Below are 21,960 nucleotides of genomic sequence, written 5' to 3'. Positions count from 1 at the left end.
ATGGAAGCTTAGCAGAGGAACATTTTGTTTTTTAATAAATAAAATATAATTGCAGCAATACAGAATGAGGGTGAAGAAGTGGAAAAGTTCTATTGCGAGCATTGCAGGCTCCTTTACAATGAAGAGGGAAGCTGTAAAGTATGCGGTTCTGCTGCAGGCAAGAAAATTATCATAAACGTCCAGGCACAGGAGCTTTCATCTGATAAATCCAAGGAATAGGCTGGAAGGGCGCCGGCAGCGTGCCCTTTTTCCTGCATGAGGCAGAGAGTTAGGTGTCCTGGCATGCTGTATGTTAAAATTTATATGAATTTTCTAAAAAGGGTGATGGATATGTATTTGCCTGATTTCAGGGTAGAAGGGAAAAAGGCATTAGTGACCGGTGCGGGGCGGGGAATAGGACGGGCCCTTGCAATTGGGCTGGCAGAAGCGGGTGCAGATGTAGCCCTGCTGGCAAGAACGAAGGCCGATCTGGAGGAAACCGCCGCAGAAGTGAGGAAGACTGGCAGGGAGGCCATTGTCATCCAGGCTGATGCAGTCAAAAGGGAAGATGTACATAATGCAGTCAAAACCGCTGCAGAACATTGGGGAAGACTGGATATTGCCGTCAATAATGCAGGCATGAATATCCGTTCAAAAGCGCTTGATGTAACAGATGAAGAATGGCAGACAATCATGGATACTAATCTCAAATCCGCATTCATGGTCTCCCAGGAGGCCGGAAGGGTTATGAAGGACAGCGGGACACCGGGCAGGATCATTACGATTGCCTCAGTTGCCGGACATGTTGCTTTAAGGACGGGAGTTGTGTATGCAGCAACAAAAGCCGCATTAATCCAGATGACTAAAGTACTTGCCATGGAATGGGGCCCTTACAACATCAACGTCAATGCAATAGGTCCGTGGTATTTTAAAACGCCGCTTACAGAAAAGCTCCTTGCAGATCCGGAATATCTGCAGGAAATATTGGATGTGACGCCGCTGAACCGGGTCGGCGAGCTGGAGGAGCTGGTTGGTCCGACAGTATTCCTGGCGAGTGCTGCCGGCAGCTATGTGACCGGCCAGACACTATTTGTTGACGGCGGCATGACGATTAAAGGATTTTAGACAGAATAGTCAAATCCCCCGGCGATGTGCCGGGGGATGTCTATTCCTTTTATCCAGCTGATAGGCGTCCGCTGCGGCTATTCAAGCATCAGGACGACCATCAGCTCACCTGCGCCTGAAAGCTTTACAGGCAGGCTGTAGGCCTTCTCAAACCCATAGACCTTCGTCTCGCCTACAAGGACCGTAGGGGGAGTGATATCAATCTGAAGGCCCTGCCCTGATAAGTTAATAGATAGATTGCCGGCAATCATATTTCCGAGTTCACCCGCGAAAGATTCCAGCATTTCACCTTCCAGCAGCATTCCAAACATAGCTTCGCCGATTTTGCTGAAAGCCTGCTCTTCTCCATCTATAATGACTCTGCCCCGCAAATCGCCCGTCATTCCAATCAGCACACCAATGCTATGCTGTGTAAAGGGCTGTGAAAATTGCGCCGGCTCCTCAACTGAAGATTCAAAAGGAAAAACACTTTTAATTGATTCAATAGTCCCGCTAATGATATCTTCAACATTTTTTGTCAATGACATGAATGATCCCTCCAGCAACCAGCTAACATTAATATTAACATAATTTCCCGCTGCTGGTAGTAAGTTTTTTGCAAAAACGTATCTTATTATTTCCCAAAGGCTGCGGGTCAAAAGTCTCTGGGCTGAAAGTATCGCTTCGGGTGGATATTAATTGGAAAAGATTAAATAATGAATGCCCCAGTAAAACAATATATAATAAAAGAGCACAGCAACTCCTTCAAAACGTGAAGCTTCCTCCAGGCGGGGAAGCTTTTTTTTGTCCGCGCTCCCGCTGTTCCTGCTGCATCCCGAAAGCCGTGCCAGATGAGAAACTGTGTATAATACTTCTTTGTTTGGAAAAATTAACAAGGAATTGTTTATAGAGCGAGGAGCGTATAAAAATGCCAGCTATCATCTCGGCTGCCGAAGCCATTCCTGCCCACAGGCTGGAGCAGGGACAAGTAATGGAGTTTGCAAGGGACTTGTTTTCGGAGTCCTTCAAGGATGTTGAAAGGCTTTTAAAAGCCTTTCATAATGGCCAGATACATAAGAGGCATTTTGCCAAAGGAATGGACTGGTACAGGAGAGAACATTCTTTTGAAGAAAAAAATCAGGCTTTTATTGAGTGTGCGGTAGAGCTTGGGGCAGAAGCCATCCGGAATTGCCTCCATGACAGACAGTTCCTGGGACGAAAAATAGATTATTCGGAGGTTGATGCCATATTCATGGTGACAAGCACCGGAATTTCCACTCCAAGCCTGGACGCAAGAATCATGAACGTCCTGCCTTTTTCACAGCATACAAAAAGGATCCCTTTATGGGGGCTCGGCTGTGCCGGAGGAGCGTCAGGGTTATCAAGGGCTTATGAGTACTGCCTTGCTTATCCAAAGGCGAAAGTGATTGTCCTGGCAGTCGAGCTTTGCAGCCTGACCTTCCAGAAAAATGATCGGAGCAAAAGCAATCTGATCGGCACTTCTTTATTTGCAGACGGTGCTGCATGTGTCTTAATGGCCGGTGATCAAGCGGAATTGGTTAATATGGAGCGTTCTCACGCCATTCCAAGGATAATTGGCACAGCTTCGACAACCATGCCTGATTCCCTTGACGTAATGGGGTGGGATGTGAGGAACGAGGGTCTCTATGTAGTGTTTTCCAAGGATATTCCCTCCATTATTGAAAACTGGCTCAAGCCCAATGTAGAAAGCTTTCTGAAAAGGATGGACACCAGACTGGACGAAATAGATCATTTTGTTGCTCATCCCGGCGGGAAAAAGGTGCTGGATGCCTATGTCACCAGCCTGCAGTTTTCTCCCCATATGACAGATATATCCCTTCAGGTGCTGAAGGAGTTCGGCAATATGTCTTCAGCTACAATCTTGTATGTACTGAGAAGATTCATGGAAAAAGGGAAGGCAGGCGAGCTTGGGATTGCGGCAGCACTGGGGCCGGGCTTCAGCTCTGAACTGCTATTGCTGAGGTGGGAATGATATGGATTGGTTCACTGTTTTTATTTTGATCATCATGCTCCAAAGGGTCGGGGAACTGGCAGTAGCCAGAAGCAATGAAAAATGGATGAAAAGCCGGGGAGCCCTTGAGTTTGGCAAGGGGCACTACAGTATAATGGTCATGATTCATGCTTCTTTCTTTCTTTTTTACAGTTTTGAGGTTTCGTGGGGGAGCAGGACCCTTTCGTCCTTGTGGCCAGCAATTTTGACAGTGATCATAATCACTCAGGCTGGCCGGCTCTGGGCACTGCTTTCCCTGGGGAAGTACTGGAATACAAAAATCCTGGTTATACCCCATGCCAATGTGGTCATGAGAGGGCCTTACCGGTTCATCCGGCATCCGAACTATGTAATTGTAACCTTGGAATTCCTCGCTTTTCCTCTGATGTTCCAGGCGTATTGGACATTGGCCGTATTTTCAATTCTTAATCTAGCCATCCTCTCAGTCAGGATACCTGCAGAAGAACAGGCTCTCAGCGGCCTGACTGAATACCGGCAAAAATTGCGGCGTAACCGTTTTCTTCCAGGAAGAAAACGAATTTCTGAAGAAAGCAGTTGAAAATGATTATCATTGATGATAAACTTCTAAATGAGGCTGAATATTATTCTCAATTGAAAAAATAATTCAACCAAGGACGGTGTTACATATGGTATCTGTTTTTATTATTGGTGTGATCGCTGTATACTCGTTTGTCATGAAGCACGTCTTAAGCCATGTTGCTAAGCCGCAGACAGTGAAATAAAATATTCCAGGCCCTTTCCCTTTAAGGAAAGGGTTTTTTGTTTATTTTTTTTAGCTTATAAGAGCTCCTTCCGCACGGCCTGGCAGCTGCATAGTTATAAATATATGAAAAGAGCGAATTATCGTTTAAAATGATAGTAAATTCATAAAAGCAAGGAGAAGTATCGGATGTCATTCACATTGCCTGAACAGCGGACAGCAGAGAAGCTCAACAAAGCCGCTGCCTTTCATGATTATTTAGCAGAACAGAAAGATGCCCAAACAGCAGAAAAGGCGGGCCAGCTTGCCAGAAAAATCAGCCGGGATGAGTTTACTATTGCTTTTTGCGGCCATTTCTCAGCCGGAAAATCAAGCATGGTCAATAAAATCATCGGTGAAGACCTCTTGCCGTCGAGCCCGATTCCTACCAGCGCCAATTTAGTGAAAATTAAAGCGGGGGAGGATTATGCCAAGGTCTATTTTAAAGAAGGTAATCCCCGCCTCTATCCTGCTCCATATGATTATGAGCGTGTAAAGCAGTATTGCCGGGATGGCGGCCAGATCCACTCGATCGAAATCAGCAAGCCGGGAACAATCCTCCCGGAGAATATCGCAGTCATGGATACACCGGGAATCGATTCGGCAGATGATGCCCACAGAATTTCAACAGAATCTGCCCTTCACCTTTCCGACCTCATTTTTTACGTGATGGATTATAATCATGTCCAGTCAGAGCTTAATTTTCTGTTTACAAAAGAGCTTGCTGCTGCTGGAAAAGAGATTTATCTGATCATCAATCAGATTGATAAACACCGTGAAGAAGAAATAAGCATGGCAAAGTTCAAAGCCAGTGTGAGAGAGTCATTTTCTTCCTGGGGGGTTCAGCCTGAACATATTTTCTATACCTCACTAAAGCAAGAGGAACATCCTCATAATGAGTTCGGAAAGCTGCGCCAATTCATCCATGAAAAGATGGCTTTAAGCAAGGAATTGCTTCCCCGGGCAGCAGAGGAAGCTATAAAAAGGCTCGCTGATGAGCATATCCGATTCCTGGAGGCGCTCGATGAGTCAGAAGAACAGCGTTTGAACGGAATATTGGAAGGGCTTCCGGGACAGCGGAGAGAGACTCTAGAAAAGGACGCTGCTGCTTTGGCGGATAAGCTCAATAAGAGAAAGGCAGAAAGGGATTCTTTCCAGGAACACCTTGGAAAGGAGCTGGAAAAGGTCTTAAAGAATGCTTACCTGATGCCTTACCAGACAAGGGAGCTTGCAGAAAAGTATCTCGAATCCCGTCAGCCGGGATTTAAAGTCGGCCTGTTTTTCTCACGCCAGAAAACCGGGGAGGAATCAGCCCGCCGCCTTGATGCCTTTTATCAGGACCTTCATGACCGGGTAAGGTCGGAGCTGGTCTGGCATATAAAGGAAGTGTTTTCAAGTACAATAAAAGAAAAAGAGCTGCATGATCCGGAACTGCTGGAAGCGGTGCAAAGCTTCTCCATCCCGTTTACAGCACAAATGATCGAACAGACTGTGAAAAGCGGAGCCATGCTGACAGGTGAATATGTGCTTAACTATACAGAGGATGTTGCCTCAGCGGTCAAAAAAACGGCTAAGGATCATTTCGAACAAATCAAAAACATCATGATCCAAAAAGCGGCAGAAAATTCTTCCGAAGCAATTGAAAAATCAGAAGCGGAATACAGGGAAGTCAAAGGTCTTGCAGAGGCGTGGATCAGCCTGAATGAAATGAAAGAAAAACAGCTGGCTGCAAAAATGAGGCTGGAGCAGGTAATCCATGAAGACTATCCTTCTGATCAGCTCAGTGCCAGCGCAATCGAGCTGACAGCAGACACAGAAACAGCCGAAGTTGCGCCGGATGAAGAAGAAGACTTTTTGGATAAGGTGAACGATAAAGCTGAGATGGAAGAAGAAGAGATTCAATTTGCCGGGCGAAGCGCAGATCCGGATGACATAATCAAAAAGCTATTATTTACAGCTGAGAAATTGAAGGGCGTTCCCGGCTTTTCCAAGACGGCTGCCGAATTGGCCAGAAAAGCAGCGCGGCTGAAGGACAAGGACTATACGGTTGCATTATTCGGAGCCTTCAGTGCCGGCAAGTCATCGTTCGCAAATGCGCTGATTGGCGAAAGGCTGCTGCCGGTTTCGCCAAATCCGACTACAGCAGCAATCAACAAGATCAGGCCTGTCGATCATGATCATGCCCATGGCACAAGCCTGGTGCATTTTAAAACAGCCGAGGTCCTTTACGGAGATGTCAATCGTTCCCTTAAGGCTTTCAATGAACAGGCAACAGATCTTGAAGATGCCCTGCGAAAAATAGGAAAGCTGAGTGAAGCAGGGGATCTGAACAGCAGTGAAAAAACCCATCTGGCTTTCCTGAATGCCTTTTCGAAAGGTTATCCGGATTACCGTGCCAAGCTGGGAGATACGATGACAGTGAGTCTGGCAGAATTCGGGGCCTTTGTGGCAGATGAAGAGAAATCCTGTCTGGTGGAGCTGATTGAGGTGTTTTATGACTGCCCATTGACGAGGCAGGGCATCACCCTTGTCGACACTCCTGGAGCCGATTCCATCAATGCCCGCCATACAGGTGTTGCATTCGATTATATAAAAAATTCAGATGCCATCCTTTTTGTCACCTATTATAATCATGCATTTTCAAGGGCTGACAGGGAATTCCTCATCCAGCTTGGAAGGGTGAAGGAGTCTTTTGAACTCGACAAAATGTTCTTTGCCGTCAATGCAGTAGATCTCGCCTCAAGTGAGGAGGAGATGGAGTCTGTGCTCCGCTATGTGGAAGATCAGCTGACTCAGTACGGCATTCGCCGGCCGCATCTGAATCCGGTCTCAAGTCTGCTTGGACTTCAGGAGAAGCTGGGAGAGGCAGCCGGCAAATCTTATTTGGCAGAGTTCGAGGAACGGTTTTATTCGTTCATTTCCAGCGAGCTCTCTGCCATTGCCGTAAACTCGGCTGAAAATGAATGGGAACGAGCCATCGGTCAGCTCAGGAGTTTTATCCGCTCTTCCCGGGAAGATGAGTCGGCAAAGCAGATGAAACGCGAGAAGATAGCAGGGGAGAAGGCTGGAGTCCGGGATATTCTTGAAAAAGGCTCTTCCCTGATGCTGAAGAAAAGACTTGAGCAGGAAGCGGATGAGCTCATCTTTTACATTAAGCAGCGGGTATTTTTCAGGTTTGGCGATTTTATCAAAGAAGCCTTTAATCCTTCTGTCCTGAAAGATGATGGAAGGAATATGAAGAAAGCGCTCCAGGATGCCCTGGCAGACTTCCTCAGCTCTTTCGGATTTGATTTTGCCCAGGAGATGAGGGCGACCTCGCTGAGACTTGAAGTATTTGCCGGCAAGCTGGCAAAGGAAGCCCAGGCCTCCCTGGTATCTTCCATCAGCAAAATCAGCGGAGACATTACTTTTACAGAATTTGAAGTCTCCAGCCATCCAGGGCTTGATTTCACATCCGCTTTTTCGGACCTGGAGCCCGGACTGTTCAAAAAGGCTTTAAGCTATTTTAAAAGCCCTAAGACATTCTTTGAACAGAATGGCAGAAAACAGCTGGGCGAGGAACTGCACAAAGTGCTGGATGGACCGGCTGACAATTATCTGGCTTCCGAGAGCAGCAGGCTGAAAGACTATTATGCACGCATTCTGGAAGAAGAATACCGAAAGCTGACTGCCGAAATGGCAGATCAGGCAGCAGAATACTATGAAGGGATTTCCGCAGCGCTGAGTGATGAAATTCCTCTTGATAAATTGATTGAACTGGAACGCTCACTCGTCCAGTTCACATCTGGCAGTAAAGGGTGGTCACGTGAAGGAATGGCTTCAGGATCTGGAAAAGAAGCATAACATCACCATATATTATGCATGTGAAGCAGGAAGCCGCGCCTGGGGAACGGCTTCCGAACAATCGGATTACGATGTTCGTTTTATTTACAAATACAATGAGGTACGCAGCTATTTAGCGTTAAAGCCTGAACAGCAGACAATTGTCCATGCCTCGCCGGCAGACTCGGCAGGCTGGGATTTGTTCAAGGCTTTCAGCCTGCTGGAAAAATCGAATCCGAGCCTTTATGAATGGGCGTATTCGCCAATCGTCTATATTGACAGGCAGGATTTTGCCAGCCGTCTCCGGAACTTCATCAGTGAAGAATATTCTTCTCTTAAGCTTGCAAAGCATTATCAGGGACTGATGGTTCGGAACTTAAAAGAAATCTCGGGCAAGGAATTGACGCCAAGGAGGCAGAAACAGCTGATCCACGCTGCAAGATCCGGCCTGCTGGCAGGAATGCTGTCAAAAGAAATGAAAGCTGTGCCTTGGTCCGATCTCTTTGCCTGTGCTCCTGAAGGACAGGACTTTGCCCAAATACTGCCATACTATCATATCCTTGGAGAATCAAAGGTGAGTGGCAGACTGATAAAGGAAAGTGAAAGAGCAGAATTGGAAGTCCTTTTATACGGGCAGACAAACCAGCTGGACATTCCGGCGGGGGAGGCTGGCAAAAGGGAAAATACCAGGGGGAAGCTGAACCAATGGCTTTGGGAACTTCTCGATATTTAGGGGGGAATGATGGGGAAATCATTTCATGCTTGTGCTACCTGCATCCATTTCCAGGCAGAAAGGGCCGGGGGAAAAATGGAGTACCGGTGCAGGCGGCTCGGCTTTGACACATTGCCATATTACCAGTTCAATTGCTGGGATCCAAAGGAAAATGTCAGGAAACTGATGGAGAAAAGGGAAGGGGGAAAAGAAAATGAAATGGGTGAAAGAACTGAATGAGGTGATAGAAGGGCTCGGCAGCGAAGACGTCAGGTTTTGTGATTGCCGGTTCAGTCTGGGGGAGCCGGAAAAAGGGGAAAAGGCCTATCTTGAAGAACATATCCCGGGCGCTGTTTATTTTCATTTGGAAAAGGACCTTTCCGGACAAGTGTCAAAGCATGGCGGAAGGCACCCCCTCCCGGATATGGATGATTTCAAGGGAAAACTTGAACAGGCGGGAATCTCCAATCATTCAACTGTCATTGCTTATGACGGCGGAGAAGGGGCGTTTGCTGCAAGATTATGGTGGCTGCTCAAATATGCCGGCCACGAAAACGTCTATGTCCTGAATGGCGGCTTCAAAGAATGGAAGAAGGAAGGACAGCCTGTGACAAAAGAAATTCCCCACATTGTGAGGAGTGAATATGCCTTAAGCCTAAATGCTGAGATACTGGCTGATACAGAAGAGGCAACAAAGGTTTCCGAGGCTGAAAGCAAGAAAACCTTAATAGATTCACGGGAGGCAAAACGCTATCTGGGAATAGAGGAGCCTATTGATAAAAAAGCTGGCCATATTCCCGGAGCAGTCAATTATCCATGGACAGACGGATTCGCTAGCGGAAAATACAGGAATGCGGAAGAACAAAGGAAAAGATTCAGCAGCATCAGACTGGAAGATCCTGTCATTGTTTATTGCGGTTCAGGCGTCACGGCCGCCCCTAATTTCATTGCTTTAAAGGAAGCAGGCTATGAAAATGTAAAGCTGTATGTCGGCAGCTTCAGCGACTGGATTTCCTATCCGGAGAATCCAGTAGCTCAGGCAGCTGGCAAATAAAAAGAAAATCCCTCAAAAAGGGATTTTTTTACTTTTTCGTATATTGTATAATTGAGAAGGTTCTGAAATTTTAATAGGGGGATCTTTTTTCATGAGCACAGGCTATACCATTACAAAAAAGAGAAAAACGGAAAAGAGCCAAATCTTTGTTTCATGTGCAATCATCTTGATTTTGTCGTCATGTTTTGTGCCGATTTTCATTCTGATACCACTGCAGGAGATCCTGTTTTCACCATCAGGCGAATGGTTCTTTGAACCCTTAAGGGCTGCCTATGGCGTTTTCATTGCCGGCCTGCTGCTGCTGGCAGCCATATGCATAACTGCAGCTGTACTGCTCAGCAAGCAGAGAATGACAGCAGGATTGAAAGGGTTATTGGCAGGCAGTGCTGTTATTGGTGTGCTGCTCATCCTGCTTAGTACAGACGGGTATCATTATGCAGACCAGAAGGGCATTACAATCGATCCTATATTTTCGCTGAAGGAAAAAACATACACATGGGATGAAGTGGCAGCTGCGGAGCAGACAGCCAAACTATCAGGAGGAATAGCAACTGATGACAAATTCATTGTGACCTTTAAGGATGGAAAGAAATATTCCATGGTGCTGAATAACAATGTAGTCAAAGCAAGGGTTGCCATGCAGTATGTACTCAAAGAAAAGGGAATAGAAGTCATTAAAAAAGACCCGCAGGCAGAGTGATGGACCTGTAAACAGAAAGGCCTTTACAAGGCCTTTTTCCCGTTAAAGGAACCTAAATCTTTACAGGGAAGCCGTGTCTTCATCCATGTTATAATAGTGAAATATGAAGAGAAAAGGGGCTGTACATGATGAATGAAAATAAACCTTCCCTGCTGCTTGTTGATGGCATGGCACTGTTATTCAGGGCGTTCTTTGCAACTGCTGTCACCGGCCAGTTTATGATCAATTCAAAAGGGGTTCCGACTAATGCGATTCAGGGATTTCTGAAGCATTTTTTCACAGCCGTATCATCCTTTAAGCCAACACATGTGGCTGTATGCTGGGATATGGGCAGCAAAACCTTCAGGACTGAAATGTTCAGCGGCTATAAAGCAAACCGCTCAGAAGCGCCAATCGAATTGCTTCCTCAGTTTGATCTGGTCAAAGAAGCTGTAGAAGCTATGGATATTCCCAATATCGGGCTGGCCGGGTTTGAAGCTGATGACTGCATCGGCACGATTGCGAGAAACCTTCAGCCGGAGGCCAGGGTTTCTATCCTGACGGGCGACCAGGATATTCTGCAGCTCCTTGACAAAGATATTTCGGTCATCCTGCTTAAAAAAGGGTTTGGCAATTATCTTGTCCATACAGCAGATACCTTTTATGAAGAAAAAGGGATTACGCCAAGGCAGATGATCGATCTCAAAGCTTTTATGGGAGATCCAAGCGATAACTATCCTGGGGTAAAAGGAATCGGCGAAAAAACAGCATTAAAGCTTTTGCAGCAGTTCGAACATGTGGATGGCGTTATCGAGAATCTGGACAAGCTCACAAAAGCGCAAAAAGCTAAAATTGAAGAGGGGCTTGAAATGCTCCATCTAAGCAGGCAGCTGGCAGAGATTAAATGCGATGTTCCAGTCCAATGTGTCCTGGATGATGCTGTTTATAAAATCAATCAGCAAAAGGCGATGGAAAAGTTCAGTGAACTGGAATTAAGGGGGCTGTACAGGCATCTCGAAAAGCTTGAGGAAAGCAAGAGCCTTGCCTGAGTTCTGCAGATATAAGATTGGAGGAGCTGCCACAGCTGCAGCTCCTTTTGCTGTTATTTCGTATTTTTCTTTTTTGCAGCATTCTCAAGCTTGCTTTTTGGCTCTTCAGCAAACTCGGCATCCTGTCCGTAGCCTTGGGGATTGACGCCAGGGGCTTTTTTCCCCCTGTTGGCATGGCCGTTTTTACTCACGTGCATTCACCTCCGGAAAAGTGATGCAGCTGCTGATTATTGCACCTGCAGCTTTAGTATTTGCCAAACGAATATTTAAACCCCCTCATCTTCACAATATAAAATGAGGTGATGACCATTGAATAAAGGAGTCATTGTAGCGCTGCTCAGCATCATCATTGCCCAGGGCATGAAAATACCTCTCCACTTTTTAAAGAAAAGGGAATGGAAGCCGGGTTTGTTTTTCCAGACAGGCGGGATGCCGAGCTCCCATTCAGCAGGCGTGTCCTCCCTGACTACATTTATCGCCCTGAAACGCGGGCTGCCGACAATTGATTTTGCTCTGTCTCTTGTATTCGGCCTGATTGTCATGTATGATGCGCAGGGAATTAGGAGGCAAACGGGCGAGCTGACCTTGAAGGTTAACTCTATGGAAGAGCTGATGGACAAAGTCCACAAAGATGAAGCAGTGGAATTCAGTGAAGAAAAACCGAAAAAGCTTAAAGAAATGCTCGGGCATCAGCCACAGGAAGTGCTTGGTGGCGCCCTGCTTGGAATCCTTACCGGTTCGGCAGGCTATCTGCTCTCAAAAAAAGATAGAAAATTGTCGAAATTCAAGGTAAAATTTAGAAGATAGGATGACAAGATTCAGGGAGCTGCAGCATATTGAAAACCGTTGAAGAATATTTGACTCACCTTGAAAGCAAAGGCTTTCAATTCCGTGAAGACGCAAAAGGATTTGTATACTTTGGCAAGCAATATACGAATGCATCGGATGAACTGGCAAATGCCGCTATCGAAATAACACTAAAAGCACAAAAAGCCTTTGACGGGAGCTTTTATGTGTCCCTGCTGGAAATGCTGATGGCCAATGGGATCACTACCCGCAAAGAAGCGCTCCATTTCATCAAACAAAAAGAGCTTTTGGCTATATAAGCCAGAGGGGAGGCCCGTGCCTCTCCTCTTTTTTATCCTGCAGTTTGAATTGGTGCAGCTGAAAAAGAAATATAGGCCCTGGCAAGTGCCAGGGCCTTATCGTCTCTTTACACAGCATTCAGCCGTGCTTTCTGCTGTTTTCTATATTAAGCGGATTTTTGCTCGCGCGCCACTTCCCTTTTTTCCTTCCTTGAAGGCAGCTCTGCATAGACCATTCCCGCAAAAATCAGCCCGCATCCAGCAAGGGCCGAAATCGTGAGGCGGTCCCCTGCCCAGAGATAGCCGGCTGCCGCTGCAAAGACAGGCTCCATTGCAAAGATAAGCGCCACTCTTGTGGGAGTGGTGAATTTCTGGAAAGCAGTCTGCGCCAAAAAGGCGAGAGCGGTAGCAAATATGGAAGTCACCAGCAAAGCCGTAACAACATTTCCTTCGAGGATAATATCAGGATTCAGGGCTGACTGCCAATCCTCGAATAAAAGAGCAGAAACACTTGCAAGACCTGACACAGTCAATATTTGAACAACCGTCAAAAGCAGGGCCGGATGGTGTTTGCTGAATTTGCCGGTGAAAATGATATGAAGGGCAAATCCTGCAGCACAGACAAATGTCAGCATATCCCCTTTGTTCAGGGAAGATGCATCTGTCATGGCGAGCAGATAGAGGCCGGCCGCAGCAGCAGCCACTCCGATGACGCTGTTGGCGCCTGGCTTAATTTTCAGCAGAGCAAAGGCCAATAAAGGGACCATTACGACACTTAAGCCCGTAATAAAGCCTGCTTTTGAAGAAGTTGTATAAAGAAGGCCGGCTGTCTGGAAGGCATATCCTGCAAACAGCCAAAGGCCTATGAAGATGCCTGAGGATACCAGCTTCCAATTGAGGCGGGCCAGCTGTTCCCGTTTAAAAATAAAGAGCCACATGGCAAGGAGCATTCCGGCGATAAAAAAACGCACCGCATTGAAAGTGAATGGCTCCAGAAAAGAAATGGCATTCTGGACCAGCACAAAGGTCGCACCCCACACGAGTGCTACCAGAAGAAGGCAGATATCTGCCAAGGATCGGGACTGTGTCATTCAGCGGTCCCTTCTTTCCCATTGTCGCGGACCGCTTTCCTGGCCAGTTCATCCGCTGTTTTATTCTCACTGCTTGGAATCCATTTCATAAAGAAAAGGTCTAACTGCCTGGAGAGGCCCAGAGCTTTTTCCAGAAGACTGCTGTAAAGAGGGTTCTTGACGAATTCCTTCTCGACTGCTGCATTCACAAGCTGGGAATCTGTCCGAAAAGAAACGGTCCTGTAGCCACTTTGCAGGCAAATCTCCAGTGCGTGGATAAAAGCGTGATATTCTGCCTCATGATTGCTCATTTCACCGAGCGGTATGCTATGGCGTTCAACAGTGCCTCCAGCCTTGATGAAAATTCCGGCGCCGCTTGGTCCAGGGTTGCCGGCGCTTGCACCGTCAATATATACTTCGATCATCGCAAATCCTCCATTTAAAAGAATGAAACTTGCTTATCCCGCATGAGAACGGGTAACACTATATGTAAGTTTATCACAGAAATGGTTCTTTCTTATCACCGTGAATGCAAAAAAAGAGTGCCGAGGCACTCTCTTCATTCTATTGGTCGATGGATGTATTCGCCTTATTTGTTTTATGCATTTTCTTGGCAAGATAGCCAAAAGGCGTATCCAGGATGGCAACAAAGAACTTCAGCAGGTAAGTTGTAATGAATATCTGGATCCATTCATTGAAGGGAAAGACCCCTGCAAAAGCAATCCCGGTAAAAACAAGTGTATCAATAAACTGGCTGATGATCGTACTTCCGTTATTCCTGATCCAAAACTGATTGTCTTTGGGGAATTTCCTTTTCAGGAACTGAAAAATATAAACATCCAGGAATTGGCTTGCAAGATAAGCAGCAAGGCTTCCCAGCGCTATTTGCGGAAGAAACGAGAAAATCGTGCTTAATGCACCTTGTGCCATATCGATTTCATGCGGTTTGAAAAGCAGCACCATCTGCATGATCACTGTCATGGACAGAAGTGTCAAAAATCCAAGCCAGACCGCCTTTTTCGCTTCTTCTTTACCGTACTTTTCGTTCAGGATGTCCGTAACAAGGAAGGCGGTGCCATACATGGCATTTCCAAGTGTGGCGGTCATACCGAATATTTCAATTGTTTTTATAACCTGCAGATTGGCAAGTACAGTAGAAAGGCCAATCCAGACAAAAAGTCCGGTTTTGCCGAAAATGCGGTAAAATAATAGGACAAAAGCAAAATTAACTAAAGCAAAAATGAAGCCAAACCATTCGTTAAACATAAGATCCTCCTAGTTTTGATAGTGCGGGAAGTTGCGAACCGCCATATATTTAATTGTCCTTGACCATTATAGCGTGAATATAGAAGGAAAGACACATCTCAGGAGAAGTGAAAGTTTTAGCAATTTTGTGATACTAGTGCACGAACTGGAATAGGCTAAACAAATACTTGATACTGAAGCGAAAGGCGGATACTATGAAATACAAGTTAGAGTGGCTTTACAGGCTGAAAGGAACAGACGGAATCCGGTTCACCTCAGACTGGATGGACGGGGAAACTGCGCTTGAACTCGGCGGAGATCTCGAAAAGGGAGGAAAGGCCCTGGATCTTGAGTTTTTCGATGAGATGGGTACCGGCTGGTCACTGAAGGAAATGAGGAAGCTGCTGGCCGAAGTGGAAGCCGAGCCTCATGACATAACCGTGTACTTTGACGGCGGATTCAATAAAGATACCTATCAGGCAGGACTGGGAGCAGTCATTTATTATAAGCAGGGAAAAAAGAAGTTCCGCATCCGGGCAAATGAAAGAATCAGCGAAATGGAAACAAATAACGAAGCGGAATATGCTGCCATGCATTATGCTGTTACACTGCTGGAAGAAATGGGAGCTCATCATATGACATGCCGCTTCCTGGGTGATTCACAGGTCGTGCTTAAGCAGCTTGAAGGAGAATGGCCCTGTTATGAAGAGAGTTTGAACAGATGGCTTGACCGGATAGAAGAGAAAATAAAAAAACTTGGCCTTGAGCCGAAATATGAGCCTATACCGAGGTCCGAGAATAAAGAAGCGGATAAGCTGGCCAGCCAGGCGCTGGAAGGAAAGCTGATCAACAGCAGAATGCAGATTATATAAAAGCTGGAATATTGTTTTCTGAAGAGGAAAGGAAGGACAGAGTTGGAACGAAAGGATATCTATAAAGAAACAGAAGAGCTTATGGAACAGTACTGCAAAGGCTGCTTTCTCCACAAGTATCACAAAGAAGAAAAAGGGAAGAGGTTCGCTCACCGATTTTGCATTACTCAATGCACGATCGGGGAAAAAATAAAAAAATGCGGCAGCAGACTGTCTTAGAAACAGTCTGCTGCCGCTTTCATTTACCTATGTAAAAAAGGCTGGCAAAATGCCAGCCTTTTTTAATTGGTCTCCAATGGGCCAATATCTATAAGTGCTGATTAAAGTTTTACAACATTAGCTGCTTGAGGTCCGCGGTTTCCTTCAACGATTTCAAAAGAAACTTCCTGGCCTTCTTCCAAAGACTTGAAGCCGTCGCCTTGGATAGCAGTGAAGTGAACGAACACATCGTCTCCGCCTTCAACTTCAATAAAACCAAAACCTTTTTCGTTATTGAACCATTTAACTTTGCCGTTTTGCATGTGAACTTTTCCTCCTAAGCCTTTCAAGACACAGATTGTGTCGAAATAAATATTATCACTAGCAGAATAATTATCTAGTTCTGGAAAACTCAAAAATTATCCTGTTAAATGATGTCTATAATATACACGAAGGAAAATTTCCAGTCAAGGAATAATGCAGAATTTTTACAAAAATCTCTTAAATTTTTTGAATCTTTTGTATTTATGAAAAAAAGGACAAAAAATGATAGGTGGCGTTTCCTGTTTTTGTTAAAATTAAAGCTATAAAATAATTCTGGAGGCAGGGTGAGATGGTGAAAACCTTTAAGGAACCCGGCAGGGAGAAGCCTTTATCTTCAGCAGAAATCGATCGGCTCCTTTTCCAGCTGAAAAGAGACAGGCCAGGACCTCCTGCGTTTGCTTCAGGCTGCATAAGCGATGGAGGAGGCGGGAAGGATACTGCCGGGCTGATCGATCATGCGGTGGGGCAGGTGGAGGATATATTCGCTGGAGCAAGACTAGGGAAGGGTGTTGGAATAACTGCAATCAAAAAAGATATATTGCCTGTCATCCGGACACTTGCTGATATTCCCGGAGTGTCCCATGTTTTCCATCAGCTCGACCGAAAAGACAGATATACCTCGAGCCATGCCGTATGTGTCAGTATGATAGCCGGGATGATCGGACGCTGGCTTGGCATTGGCGGAGCACTGATGGAGGATTTGCTTCTTGGATCCATCCTTCACGATATCGGTAAAATTAAGATTCCGGATGAAATTCTATCAAAACCCGGAAAACTTACTCTATCAGAATATGAAGAAATGAAACTTCATTCTGTTTATGGATATGAAATGGTCAGGGATTTGGATGCTGTAAGCCCGAAAGCAGCCCTTATTGTTCTGCAGCATCATGAAAGAGAAGACGGAAGGGGATATCCGCTGGGCCTGAAAGGAAGGGAAATAGAGCATTTAGCAAAAATTACAGCCATTGCAGACGTTTTTCATGCCATGTCGTCTGCCCGCATTTACCATGAGGCCCTGCCATTTTACCAGGTCATGCGCAAGATGAAGGATGGCGCTTTCGGTTCATTTGAACCTGGTTTTATGCTTATTTTTATCCAAAACCTGATGAACAGCCTGGCCGGTTCTAGGGTCAGGCTGACAGACCAGTCAGAGGGCAGGATCCTGATGATTCACCCATATGATCCTTTATCCGCACTTGTGCAGACAGAAGACCGCCTCATTGATTTAAGATACAGCAGGGGGCTGCAAATCGAACGGATATTATGAATAGGAGAGATTGCTTGTCATTTTCAGCCCTTTTTCTCATAAATTATAAAACAGCCGGCTGCATCCTGAATAAAGTGCAGCCTGCTGAAAAACAAAGAAAAAGGTGAGAAGATGTTCAGGTTCTTGATAGGGAATGAGGAATGGATATTAAGATTTTCCCCGAATATCGAGCTGGATCCTGAAATCAAACAGGCTATCTTCAGTTCGCTCATACAGCTGGGCAAAACTTTTGTGCAAAGTTCTCACGGCGATTCCTTTTCTATCATAGATGAACAAATCGGCATGATCATTTTTACTCTCGAGAAAATTCCGTCCCTGATCCTTACTGTATCACATGTGATTCCAAAAGAAAGATGGTATACCCAGTGCAATCTGTCTATAAAGCCATATCAACCCTAAACCGGCGCAGCCGGTTTATTTTTTTTTATTAAATAGATTGACATATCTTACACTGAGGTTAAAATGTTTACCAAAGGAAACTTTTATGTTTTAGTTAAAAATTTATAGTCCTGTTTAAAAAGTGTGCACATCGCTAAAAGAGGTGCATACAATTTAGGACTGAGGATGAAGAAAAACAGAAGGAAGAGGTGTCGGGATTGAAAAAATGGATGATGTTAGCTTTTGCTTTTAGTCTGATTGTGCTGGGGGGATGCTCCGGGAAGACCGCTGAAAGTGAAGGGGATGGAAAGAAGCTTTATATCACCACAACGATCGGGCAGATAGCCGATGCTGTGAAAATAATAGCGGGGGATAAGGCGGAAGTGCACAGTTTGATGGGGCCGGGCACAGACCCCCATCTTTATAAAGCAACACAGGGTGATATGGAGAAGCTTCAGGAAGCGGATATCATTTTTTACAGCGGTCTGCACCTGGAGGGAAAGATGCTTGATATCTTTGAGAAAATGAATGAACAGAAACCCACATACGCCATAGCTGAATCTATAGAACCAGAGAAGCTTTTGGCTGCAGACGGCAGCAAAGCCTATGATCCCCACGTATGGTTCGATATCGATCTATGGAAAACCGCTCTCAAAAAGGCAGAAGAAGGACTGATTAAGGCAGATCCTGATAATGAACAATACTACCGGGAAAATGCAGATGCCTATTTTGCAGAAATGGATGAATTAAAACGATTTGCGGACAAGGAAATGGCAGGGATTCCGGAAGAACAGCGTGTGCTGGTTACAGCCCATGATGCTTTTGGCTATTTCGGAAGAGCATACGATATGGAAGTGATGGGCCTTCAGGGATTGAGCACTGATGCCGAATACGGACTCGGCGATGTTCAGGCCCTTGTCGATACACTGGTCACGCGTAATATAAAGGCAGTTTTCGTTGAATCGAGCATCTCGGAAAGATCCATCAACGCGGTCATAGAAGGAGCAAAGGAAAAAGGCCATACCGTTTCTATCGGAGGAGAGCTGTTCTCTGACGCAATGGGAGAGGAAGGGACAGAGGAAGGAACTTATCTGGGGATGTATAGGCATAATGTCGATACCATCGCGAAAGCGCTGAAATAGGAGGAAAGGCCATGAATCCAGTAGAAATAAAAAATCTGACAGTCGCATATCAGAAGAAGCCTGTCCTGAGCGATGTAAGCTTTTCGGTCGGGGAAGGAAGCCTGGTAGGAATAATCGGGCCGAATGGAGCCGGAAAATCTACGCTTATTAAAGCCATACTGGGGCTGATTCCGAGAGCTTCGGGGGAGATAAAAGTATACGGCAGAGAATACCGGCCCAAAGACAGGCTCGTTGGGTATGTGCCGCAAAGGGGTACTGTAGACTGGGATTTCCCGACGAATGCGCTTGATGTTGTCCTTATGGGGCGATACGGCCATGTCGGCTGGTTCAAGCGTCCCAAAAGAGCCGATGTGGAAGCAGCAAGGGAATGCCTGCGCAAAGTAGGCATGGAAGCTTTTCAGCACAGGCAGATCAGCCAGCTGTCAGGAGGACAGCAGCAGAGGGTCTTCCTTGCAAGGGCACTTGCACAGGATGCAAGCGTCTATTTCATGGATGAACCATTTGTCGGGGTGGATGCCGCTACAGAAAGGGCAATCATCAGCCTGCTGAATGAATTGAAGGCCCAGGGGAAAACGGTGCTGGTTGTGCATCACGACCTGCAGACTGTAAAAGAATATTTTGATTCTGTCATCCTGCTCAATATGAGAACCATAGCCCACGGTCCGGCAGATAAAACATTTACAATGGAAAACCTGCACAAGACATATGGCGGCAAGCTGGCCTTCCTGGAAAAGGGCCAAGTGATGGTCGAGCAAAAGTGAGGTGTCTTATATGAATGAACTATTGCAAATGCTGGGCAACGCGAATACACAGTGGGTCCTGTTTGGAACAATGCTGCTGGGTGCAGCAAGCGGAGTGCTTGGAAGCATAGCCCTTCTGAGAAAGCAAAGCCTGATCGGGGATGCTGTTGCACATGCAGCATTGCCGGGGATATGCATTGCTTTTATGCTCACAGGTGAAAAATCTCTGCCTGCCCTCCTTATCGGAGCAGCAATTACCGGTCTGCTTGCCGCCTATTGTATCCAATTCATCACTTCCAGCTCAATTCTAAAAGAGGATAGCGCGATTTGCCTGGTATTGTCTGTATTTTTCGGATTCGGGATTGTCCTGCTGACAAAGATATCCCAATCGCCTGCAGGCAACAAGAGCGGGCTGGATGACTTTATTTTCGGGCAGGCTGCTTCCATGGTAGGGAGCGATGTAAAGCTGATGGCAGGTGCCTCTGCCGTTCTCATCGTGGTGACTTTGCTGTTCTTTAAAGAGCTGAAGGTCCTGACCTTCGATCCTGATTTTGCGAGGGGGCTCGGACTTCCTGCCGGCTGGCTGAACTTTATGTTTCTTACCCTTCTGGCTGGCACTGTTGTCATCGGTATCCAGGCGGTAGGCGTAATCCTTATGGCTGCAATGCTGATCACACCAAGCGTTGCTGCGAGGTATTGGACAGAGTCACTTGGGAAAATGGTCATCATTTCAGGAGGATTCGGGGCCTTATCAGGAATGGCCGGAACCCTTCTGAGCACGCTGGGGCAGGGGCTTGCAACTGGGCCGTTCATTGTTGTTACGGCTACTGGCTTATTTCTGTTCTCTGTCCTGGCTGCCCCGCAGAGAGGACTGCTGACAAAGCTGGCCAAAAGAATCGTCTTTAACAGGAAGACGAAGAGGAGCCAGGTGCTTAGGGCAATGTACAAACTGACAGAATCTGCTTACAGGGAGACAGGGAAGGAACAAATGATCATAGCTGAAAGCAGGATCTCCGATGAGCTCGCTTTCTCAAAATCACATACCATGAGGCTGATGAGCGACCTGTACAAGGAGCATTTAATTGCAAAAGATCCAGGAGGATGGATGCTCACGGACAAAGGCGTTCTCGAAGGTTATATCCTGACGCTGAAAGGACGCATAAATGAACTTTGCCTGATGCACAGTGAAGAATTTAATGAGGACCAGAGGGAAGCGCTGGCTGAAAAGCTGATGGTAAAACCGTCAGATCCGCTTGCCAAAAGAGCGGAGAAACTGCTCTGGCAATATAATATGATGCCGGTCCTTTCACCTTTTCCCCTTCCAGAAAGGAGAGAGAATCTATGAGCTATGAATTATGGATTTTGGCAGTAGGATCACTGGCCGGAATCACCTGTGCCATCACCGGATGCTTCCTGATATTGCGGAAGCTTTCCATGCTTGCCGATGCCATCAGCCATACCGTGCTCCTTGGAATCGTCCTTGCTTTTCTGATCAGCCAGAGCATGAACGGATTTTACATGCTCCTTGGAGCAGCAGCAACAGGTCTGGCAACGGCCTTCCTTGTCCAGACCTTTAACAGCAGCGGCGTTCAGGAGGATGCTTCAATCGGCGTAGTGTTCACCTTCCTGTTTGCTGTAGGAGTAATCCTGGTCTCGCTTTTTGCTGAAAATGTCCACCTGGATGTCGACCATGCATTGATGGGGGAGATTGCTTTTGTCCCTTGGGATGTCGTCCGGATTGGAATGCTTCCAGAAGTCCCGAAAGCCTTTCTGATGCTTGGGGGTGTCCTGCTGTTTAATCTGCTGCTGATTGGATTATTCTACAAGGAATTCAAAATTACATCTTTTGATCCCCAGATGGCAGCAGCGATAGGGATTCCGGTTCTGTTCATCCATTACCTGCTCATGGGAATGGTTTCGATTACAACTGTAGCTTCTTTTGACAGCGTCGGGGCAGTCCTTGTCGTTGCTATGCTGATTGCACCGGGAGCATCAGCATACCTGCTGACAGACAGGCTTGGGACCATGCTTATCTATAGTGCATTGATCGGAGCGGCTGCCGCTGTCGGCGGATATTTCGCTGCAAGCTGGCTGAATGCCTCGATATCCGGAAGCATGGCAGCTGCCAATGGAATACTATTTGCCCTTGTTTTCCTGTTTTCGCCTACTAAAGGGTATATAATGAAAAAACGGAACAGCCTGCGGGTCCGTACAGCAGAATGATCATACTCTCTAGTCTTTTGGTTTGCAGGGAGCTTTAAAGAGAGAAAGTTTAATAGTATAATAGAAGAAGCGCCGGGAATGGCGCTTTTTTCTGCTGCCTCAAGCCATATGTACATCAGCAGCTACCCTCAAGCCATCCATCTCCCATAGAACCCCCCCATTTATTCAATTCTGAAAAAAATGCATGGTCCCAATCTGACAGGAGCTAAAGGGTGCCTGAACAGC

At 46.3% G+C, this 21,960-nt stretch carries 26 protein-coding genes; 20 read left to right on the top strand and 6 right to left on the bottom strand.

The window, feature by feature from the left end; genetic code table 11:
• The first annotated feature begins 78 nt into the window (after positions 1-78).
• Both N288_RS25205 and N288_RS15450 read left to right on the top strand, forming a co-directional pair.
• On the top strand, positions 79-219 hold the full coding sequence (locus tag N288_RS25205; RefSeq protein WP_009791213.1) for a hypothetical protein: 141 nt from the start codon (positions 79-81) through the stop codon (positions 217-219).
• Between the two features lie 111 nt (positions 220-330).
• The gene (locus tag N288_RS15450; RefSeq protein ID WP_035401112.1) at positions 331-1,104 is read left to right on the top strand and encodes an SDR family NAD(P)-dependent oxidoreductase; all 774 of its coding nucleotides are present in this window, start codon (positions 331-333) and stop codon (positions 1,102-1,104) included.
• A gap of 77 nt (positions 1,105-1,181) precedes the next feature.
• Here the strand turns inward: N288_RS15450 and N288_RS15445 are convergent, their stop codons facing one another.
• A complete protein-coding gene (locus tag N288_RS15445; RefSeq protein ID WP_022544113.1) occupies positions 1,182-1,631 on the bottom strand; it encodes a chemotaxis protein CheX in 450 nt (149 codons plus the stop codon).
• 380 nt (positions 1,632-2,011) lie between these two features.
• On the opposite strand from N288_RS15445, the gene N288_RS15440 reads away from it, so the two are divergent.
• From N288_RS15440 to N288_RS15405, 8 genes are all read left to right on the top strand, one after another.
• Positions 2,012-3,097: a type III polyketide synthase gene (locus N288_RS15440; protein WP_009791209.1), complete on the top strand. Its 1,086-nt coding sequence runs from the start codon at positions 2,012-2,014 to the stop codon at positions 3,095-3,097.
• Position 3,098: 1 nt separating this feature from the next.
• Complete coding sequence (locus N288_RS15435) at positions 3,099-3,674, top strand: isoprenylcysteine carboxyl methyltransferase family protein (RefSeq protein ID WP_009791208.1); 576 nt, start codon at positions 3,099-3,101, stop codon at positions 3,672-3,674.
• Between the two features lie 351 nt (positions 3,675-4,025).
• Positions 4,026-7,718 (top strand): dynamin family protein, encoded by a 3,693-nt coding sequence (locus N288_RS15430; protein ID WP_009791207.1) that lies wholly within the window; start codon positions 4,026-4,028, stop codon positions 7,716-7,718.
• Positions 7,681-8,430 carry a nucleotidyltransferase domain-containing protein gene (locus N288_RS15425; protein ID WP_009791206.1) on the top strand — a complete coding sequence of 250 codons (750 nt, stop codon included), beginning with the start codon at positions 7,681-7,683 and terminating at the stop codon, positions 8,428-8,430. The genes N288_RS15430 and N288_RS15425 overlap by 38 nt, the downstream gene beginning before the upstream one ends.
• Before the next feature lie 6 nt (positions 8,431-8,436).
• Positions 8,437-8,649: a hypothetical protein gene (locus tag N288_RS15420; RefSeq protein ID WP_009791205.1), complete on the top strand. Its 213-nt coding sequence runs from the start codon at positions 8,437-8,439 to the stop codon at positions 8,647-8,649.
• Positions 8,624-9,463: a sulfurtransferase gene (locus tag N288_RS15415; RefSeq protein WP_009791204.1), complete on the top strand. Its 840-nt coding sequence runs from the start codon at positions 8,624-8,626 to the stop codon at positions 9,461-9,463. The genes N288_RS15420 and N288_RS15415 overlap by 26 nt, the downstream gene beginning before the upstream one ends.
• Before the next feature lie 91 nt (positions 9,464-9,554).
• Positions 9,555-10,163, top strand: coding sequence for a hypothetical protein (locus tag N288_RS15410; RefSeq protein ID WP_009791203.1), 609 nt, complete (start codon positions 9,555-9,557; stop codon positions 10,161-10,163).
• 128 nt (positions 10,164-10,291) lie between these two features.
• Positions 10,292-11,191, top strand: coding sequence for a 5'-3' exonuclease (locus N288_RS15405; protein WP_035401106.1), 900 nt, complete (start codon positions 10,292-10,294; stop codon positions 11,189-11,191).
• Between the two features lie 53 nt (positions 11,192-11,244).
• Here N288_RS15405 and sspL read toward each other — a convergent pair whose 3' ends face one another.
• A complete protein-coding gene (gene sspL / locus N288_RS15400) occupies positions 11,245-11,382 on the bottom strand; it encodes a small, acid-soluble spore protein L (protein ID WP_022544111.1) in 138 nt (45 codons plus the stop codon).
• 118 nt (positions 11,383-11,500) lie between these two features.
• Here sspL and N288_RS15395 point away from each other — a divergent pair, with 118 nt between their 5' ends.
• Complete coding sequence (locus N288_RS15395) at positions 11,501-11,998, top strand: divergent PAP2 family protein (RefSeq protein ID WP_009791200.1); 498 nt, start codon at positions 11,501-11,503, stop codon at positions 11,996-11,998.
• A gap of 29 nt (positions 11,999-12,027) precedes the next feature.
• The gene (locus N288_RS15390) at positions 12,028-12,297 is read left to right on the top strand and encodes a DUF6123 family protein (RefSeq protein WP_009791199.1); all 270 of its coding nucleotides are present in this window, start codon (positions 12,028-12,030) and stop codon (positions 12,295-12,297) included.
• Positions 12,298-12,443: 146 nt separating this feature from the next.
• Here N288_RS15390 and N288_RS15385 read toward each other — a convergent pair whose 3' ends face one another.
• The 3 genes from N288_RS15385 to N288_RS15375 form a co-directional block, all read right to left on the bottom strand.
• A complete protein-coding gene (locus N288_RS15385) occupies positions 12,444-13,367 on the bottom strand; it encodes a DMT family transporter (RefSeq protein WP_009791198.1) in 924 nt (307 codons plus the stop codon).
• Entirely contained in the window at positions 13,364-13,771 is a 408-nt protein-coding gene (locus tag N288_RS15380; RefSeq protein WP_009791197.1) for a reverse transcriptase-like protein, read from the bottom strand. Before N288_RS15380 ends, N288_RS15385 begins: the two co-directional genes overlap by 4 nt.
• A gap of 139 nt (positions 13,772-13,910) precedes the next feature.
• Positions 13,911-14,612, bottom strand: a complete 702-nt coding sequence (locus tag N288_RS15375; protein WP_009791196.1) for a queuosine precursor transporter — start codon at positions 14,610-14,612, stop codon at positions 13,911-13,913.
• Between the two features lie 194 nt (positions 14,613-14,806).
• Here N288_RS15375 and N288_RS15370 point away from each other — a divergent pair, with 194 nt between their 5' ends.
• Positions 14,807-15,463: a ribonuclease H family protein gene (locus tag N288_RS15370; protein ID WP_022544110.1), complete on the top strand. Its 657-nt coding sequence runs from the start codon at positions 14,807-14,809 to the stop codon at positions 15,461-15,463.
• Between the two features lie 42 nt (positions 15,464-15,505).
• Positions 15,506-15,682: a zinc-finger domain-containing protein gene (locus tag N288_RS24765; RefSeq protein WP_009791750.1), complete on the top strand. Its 177-nt coding sequence runs from the start codon at positions 15,506-15,508 to the stop codon at positions 15,680-15,682.
• 101 nt (positions 15,683-15,783) lie between these two features.
• Here N288_RS24765 and cspD read toward each other — a convergent pair whose 3' ends face one another.
• Positions 15,784-15,984 (bottom strand): cold-shock protein CspD, encoded by a 201-nt coding sequence (cspD, locus tag N288_RS15365; protein WP_009791749.1) that lies wholly within the window; start codon positions 15,982-15,984, stop codon positions 15,784-15,786.
• A gap of 290 nt (positions 15,985-16,274) precedes the next feature.
• Between cspD and N288_RS15360 the strand changes: the two genes are divergently transcribed.
• The 6 genes from N288_RS15360 to N288_RS15335 all read left to right on the top strand — a co-directional run bounded on the left by N288_RS15360 (position 16,275) and on the right by N288_RS15335 (position 21,735).
• Positions 16,275-17,252, top strand: a complete 978-nt coding sequence (locus N288_RS15360; RefSeq protein WP_009791747.1) for an HD-GYP domain-containing protein — start codon at positions 16,275-16,277, stop codon at positions 17,250-17,252.
• Positions 17,253-17,363: 111 nt separating this feature from the next.
• Positions 17,364-17,651 (top strand): hypothetical protein, encoded by a 288-nt coding sequence (locus N288_RS15355; protein ID WP_009791745.1) that lies wholly within the window; start codon positions 17,364-17,366, stop codon positions 17,649-17,651.
• Between the two features lie 197 nt (positions 17,652-17,848).
• On the top strand, positions 17,849-18,772 hold the full coding sequence (locus tag N288_RS15350) for a metal ABC transporter solute-binding protein, Zn/Mn family (RefSeq protein WP_022544108.1): 924 nt from the start codon (positions 17,849-17,851) through the stop codon (positions 18,770-18,772).
• Positions 18,773-18,783: 11 nt separating this feature from the next.
• Positions 18,784-19,533, top strand: coding sequence for a metal ABC transporter ATP-binding protein (locus tag N288_RS15345; RefSeq protein WP_009791617.1), 750 nt, complete (start codon positions 18,784-18,786; stop codon positions 19,531-19,533).
• Between the two features lie 10 nt (positions 19,534-19,543).
• The gene (locus tag N288_RS15340) at positions 19,544-20,857 is read left to right on the top strand and encodes a metal ABC transporter permease (protein WP_022544107.1); all 1,314 of its coding nucleotides are present in this window, start codon (positions 19,544-19,546) and stop codon (positions 20,855-20,857) included.
• Positions 20,854-21,735: a metal ABC transporter permease gene (locus N288_RS15335; protein ID WP_009791615.1), complete on the top strand. Its 882-nt coding sequence runs from the start codon at positions 20,854-20,856 to the stop codon at positions 21,733-21,735. Before N288_RS15340 ends, N288_RS15335 begins: the two co-directional genes overlap by 4 nt.
• The last annotated feature ends 225 nt before the right edge of the window (positions 21,736-21,960 follow it).

Source organism: Bacillus infantis NRRL B-14911 (assembly GCF_000473245.1).
GTDB classification, from domain to species: domain Bacteria; phylum Bacillota; class Bacilli; order Bacillales; family Cytobacillaceae; genus Bacillus_AB; species Bacillus_AB infantis.
The sequence above is the reverse complement of the archived record's forward strand: the minus strand, read 5'-3'. Positions and strand labels throughout refer to the sequence as shown.

Bases quoted from the DNA above. Each gene is read 5' to 3' on its own strand.
- N288_RS15450 (WP_035401112.1), top strand. From the start codon at position 331: ATGTATTTGCCTGATTTCAGGGTAGAAGGGAAAAAGGCATTAGTGACC.
- N288_RS15445 (WP_022544113.1), bottom strand. From the start codon at position 1,631: ATGTCATTGACAAAAAATGTTGAAGATATCATTAGCGGGACTATTGAA.
- N288_RS15440 (WP_009791209.1), top strand. From the start codon at position 2,012: ATGCCAGCTATCATCTCGGCTGCCGAAGCCATTCCTGCCCACAGGCTG.
- N288_RS15435 (WP_009791208.1), top strand. From the start codon at position 3,099: ATGGATTGGTTCACTGTTTTTATTTTGATCATCATGCTCCAAAGGGTC.
- N288_RS15430 (WP_009791207.1), top strand. From the start codon at position 4,026: ATGTCATTCACATTGCCTGAACAGCGGACAGCAGAGAAGCTCAACAAA.
- N288_RS15420 (WP_009791205.1), top strand. From the start codon at position 8,437: ATGATGGGGAAATCATTTCATGCTTGTGCTACCTGCATCCATTTCCAG.
- N288_RS15415 (WP_009791204.1), top strand. From the start codon at position 8,624: ATGAAATGGGTGAAAGAACTGAATGAGGTGATAGAAGGGCTCGGCAGC.
- N288_RS15410 (WP_009791203.1), top strand. From the start codon at position 9,555: ATGAGCACAGGCTATACCATTACAAAAAAGAGAAAAACGGAAAAGAGC.
- N288_RS15405 (WP_035401106.1), top strand. From the start codon at position 10,292: ATGAATGAAAATAAACCTTCCCTGCTGCTTGTTGATGGCATGGCACTG.
- N288_RS15385 (WP_009791198.1), bottom strand. From the start codon at position 13,367: ATGACACAGTCCCGATCCTTGGCAGATATCTGCCTTCTTCTGGTAGCA.
- N288_RS15380 (WP_009791197.1), bottom strand. From the start codon at position 13,771: ATGATCGAAGTATATATTGACGGTGCAAGCGCCGGCAACCCTGGACCA.
- N288_RS15375 (WP_009791196.1), bottom strand. From the start codon at position 14,612: ATGTTTAACGAATGGTTTGGCTTCATTTTTGCTTTAGTTAATTTTGCT.
- N288_RS15370 (WP_022544110.1), top strand. From the start codon at position 14,807: ATGAAATACAAGTTAGAGTGGCTTTACAGGCTGAAAGGAACAGACGGA.
- cspD (WP_009791749.1), bottom strand. From the start codon at position 15,984: ATGCAAAACGGCAAAGTTAAATGGTTCAATAACGAAAAAGGTTTTGGT.
- N288_RS15360 (WP_009791747.1), top strand. From the start codon at position 16,275: ATGGTGAAAACCTTTAAGGAACCCGGCAGGGAGAAGCCTTTATCTTCA.
- N288_RS15355 (WP_009791745.1), top strand. From the start codon at position 17,364: ATGTTCAGGTTCTTGATAGGGAATGAGGAATGGATATTAAGATTTTCC.
- N288_RS15345 (WP_009791617.1), top strand. From the start codon at position 18,784: ATGAATCCAGTAGAAATAAAAAATCTGACAGTCGCATATCAGAAGAAG.
- N288_RS15340 (WP_022544107.1), top strand. From the start codon at position 19,544: ATGAATGAACTATTGCAAATGCTGGGCAACGCGAATACACAGTGGGTC.
- N288_RS15335 (WP_009791615.1), top strand. From the start codon at position 20,854: ATGAGCTATGAATTATGGATTTTGGCAGTAGGATCACTGGCCGGAATC.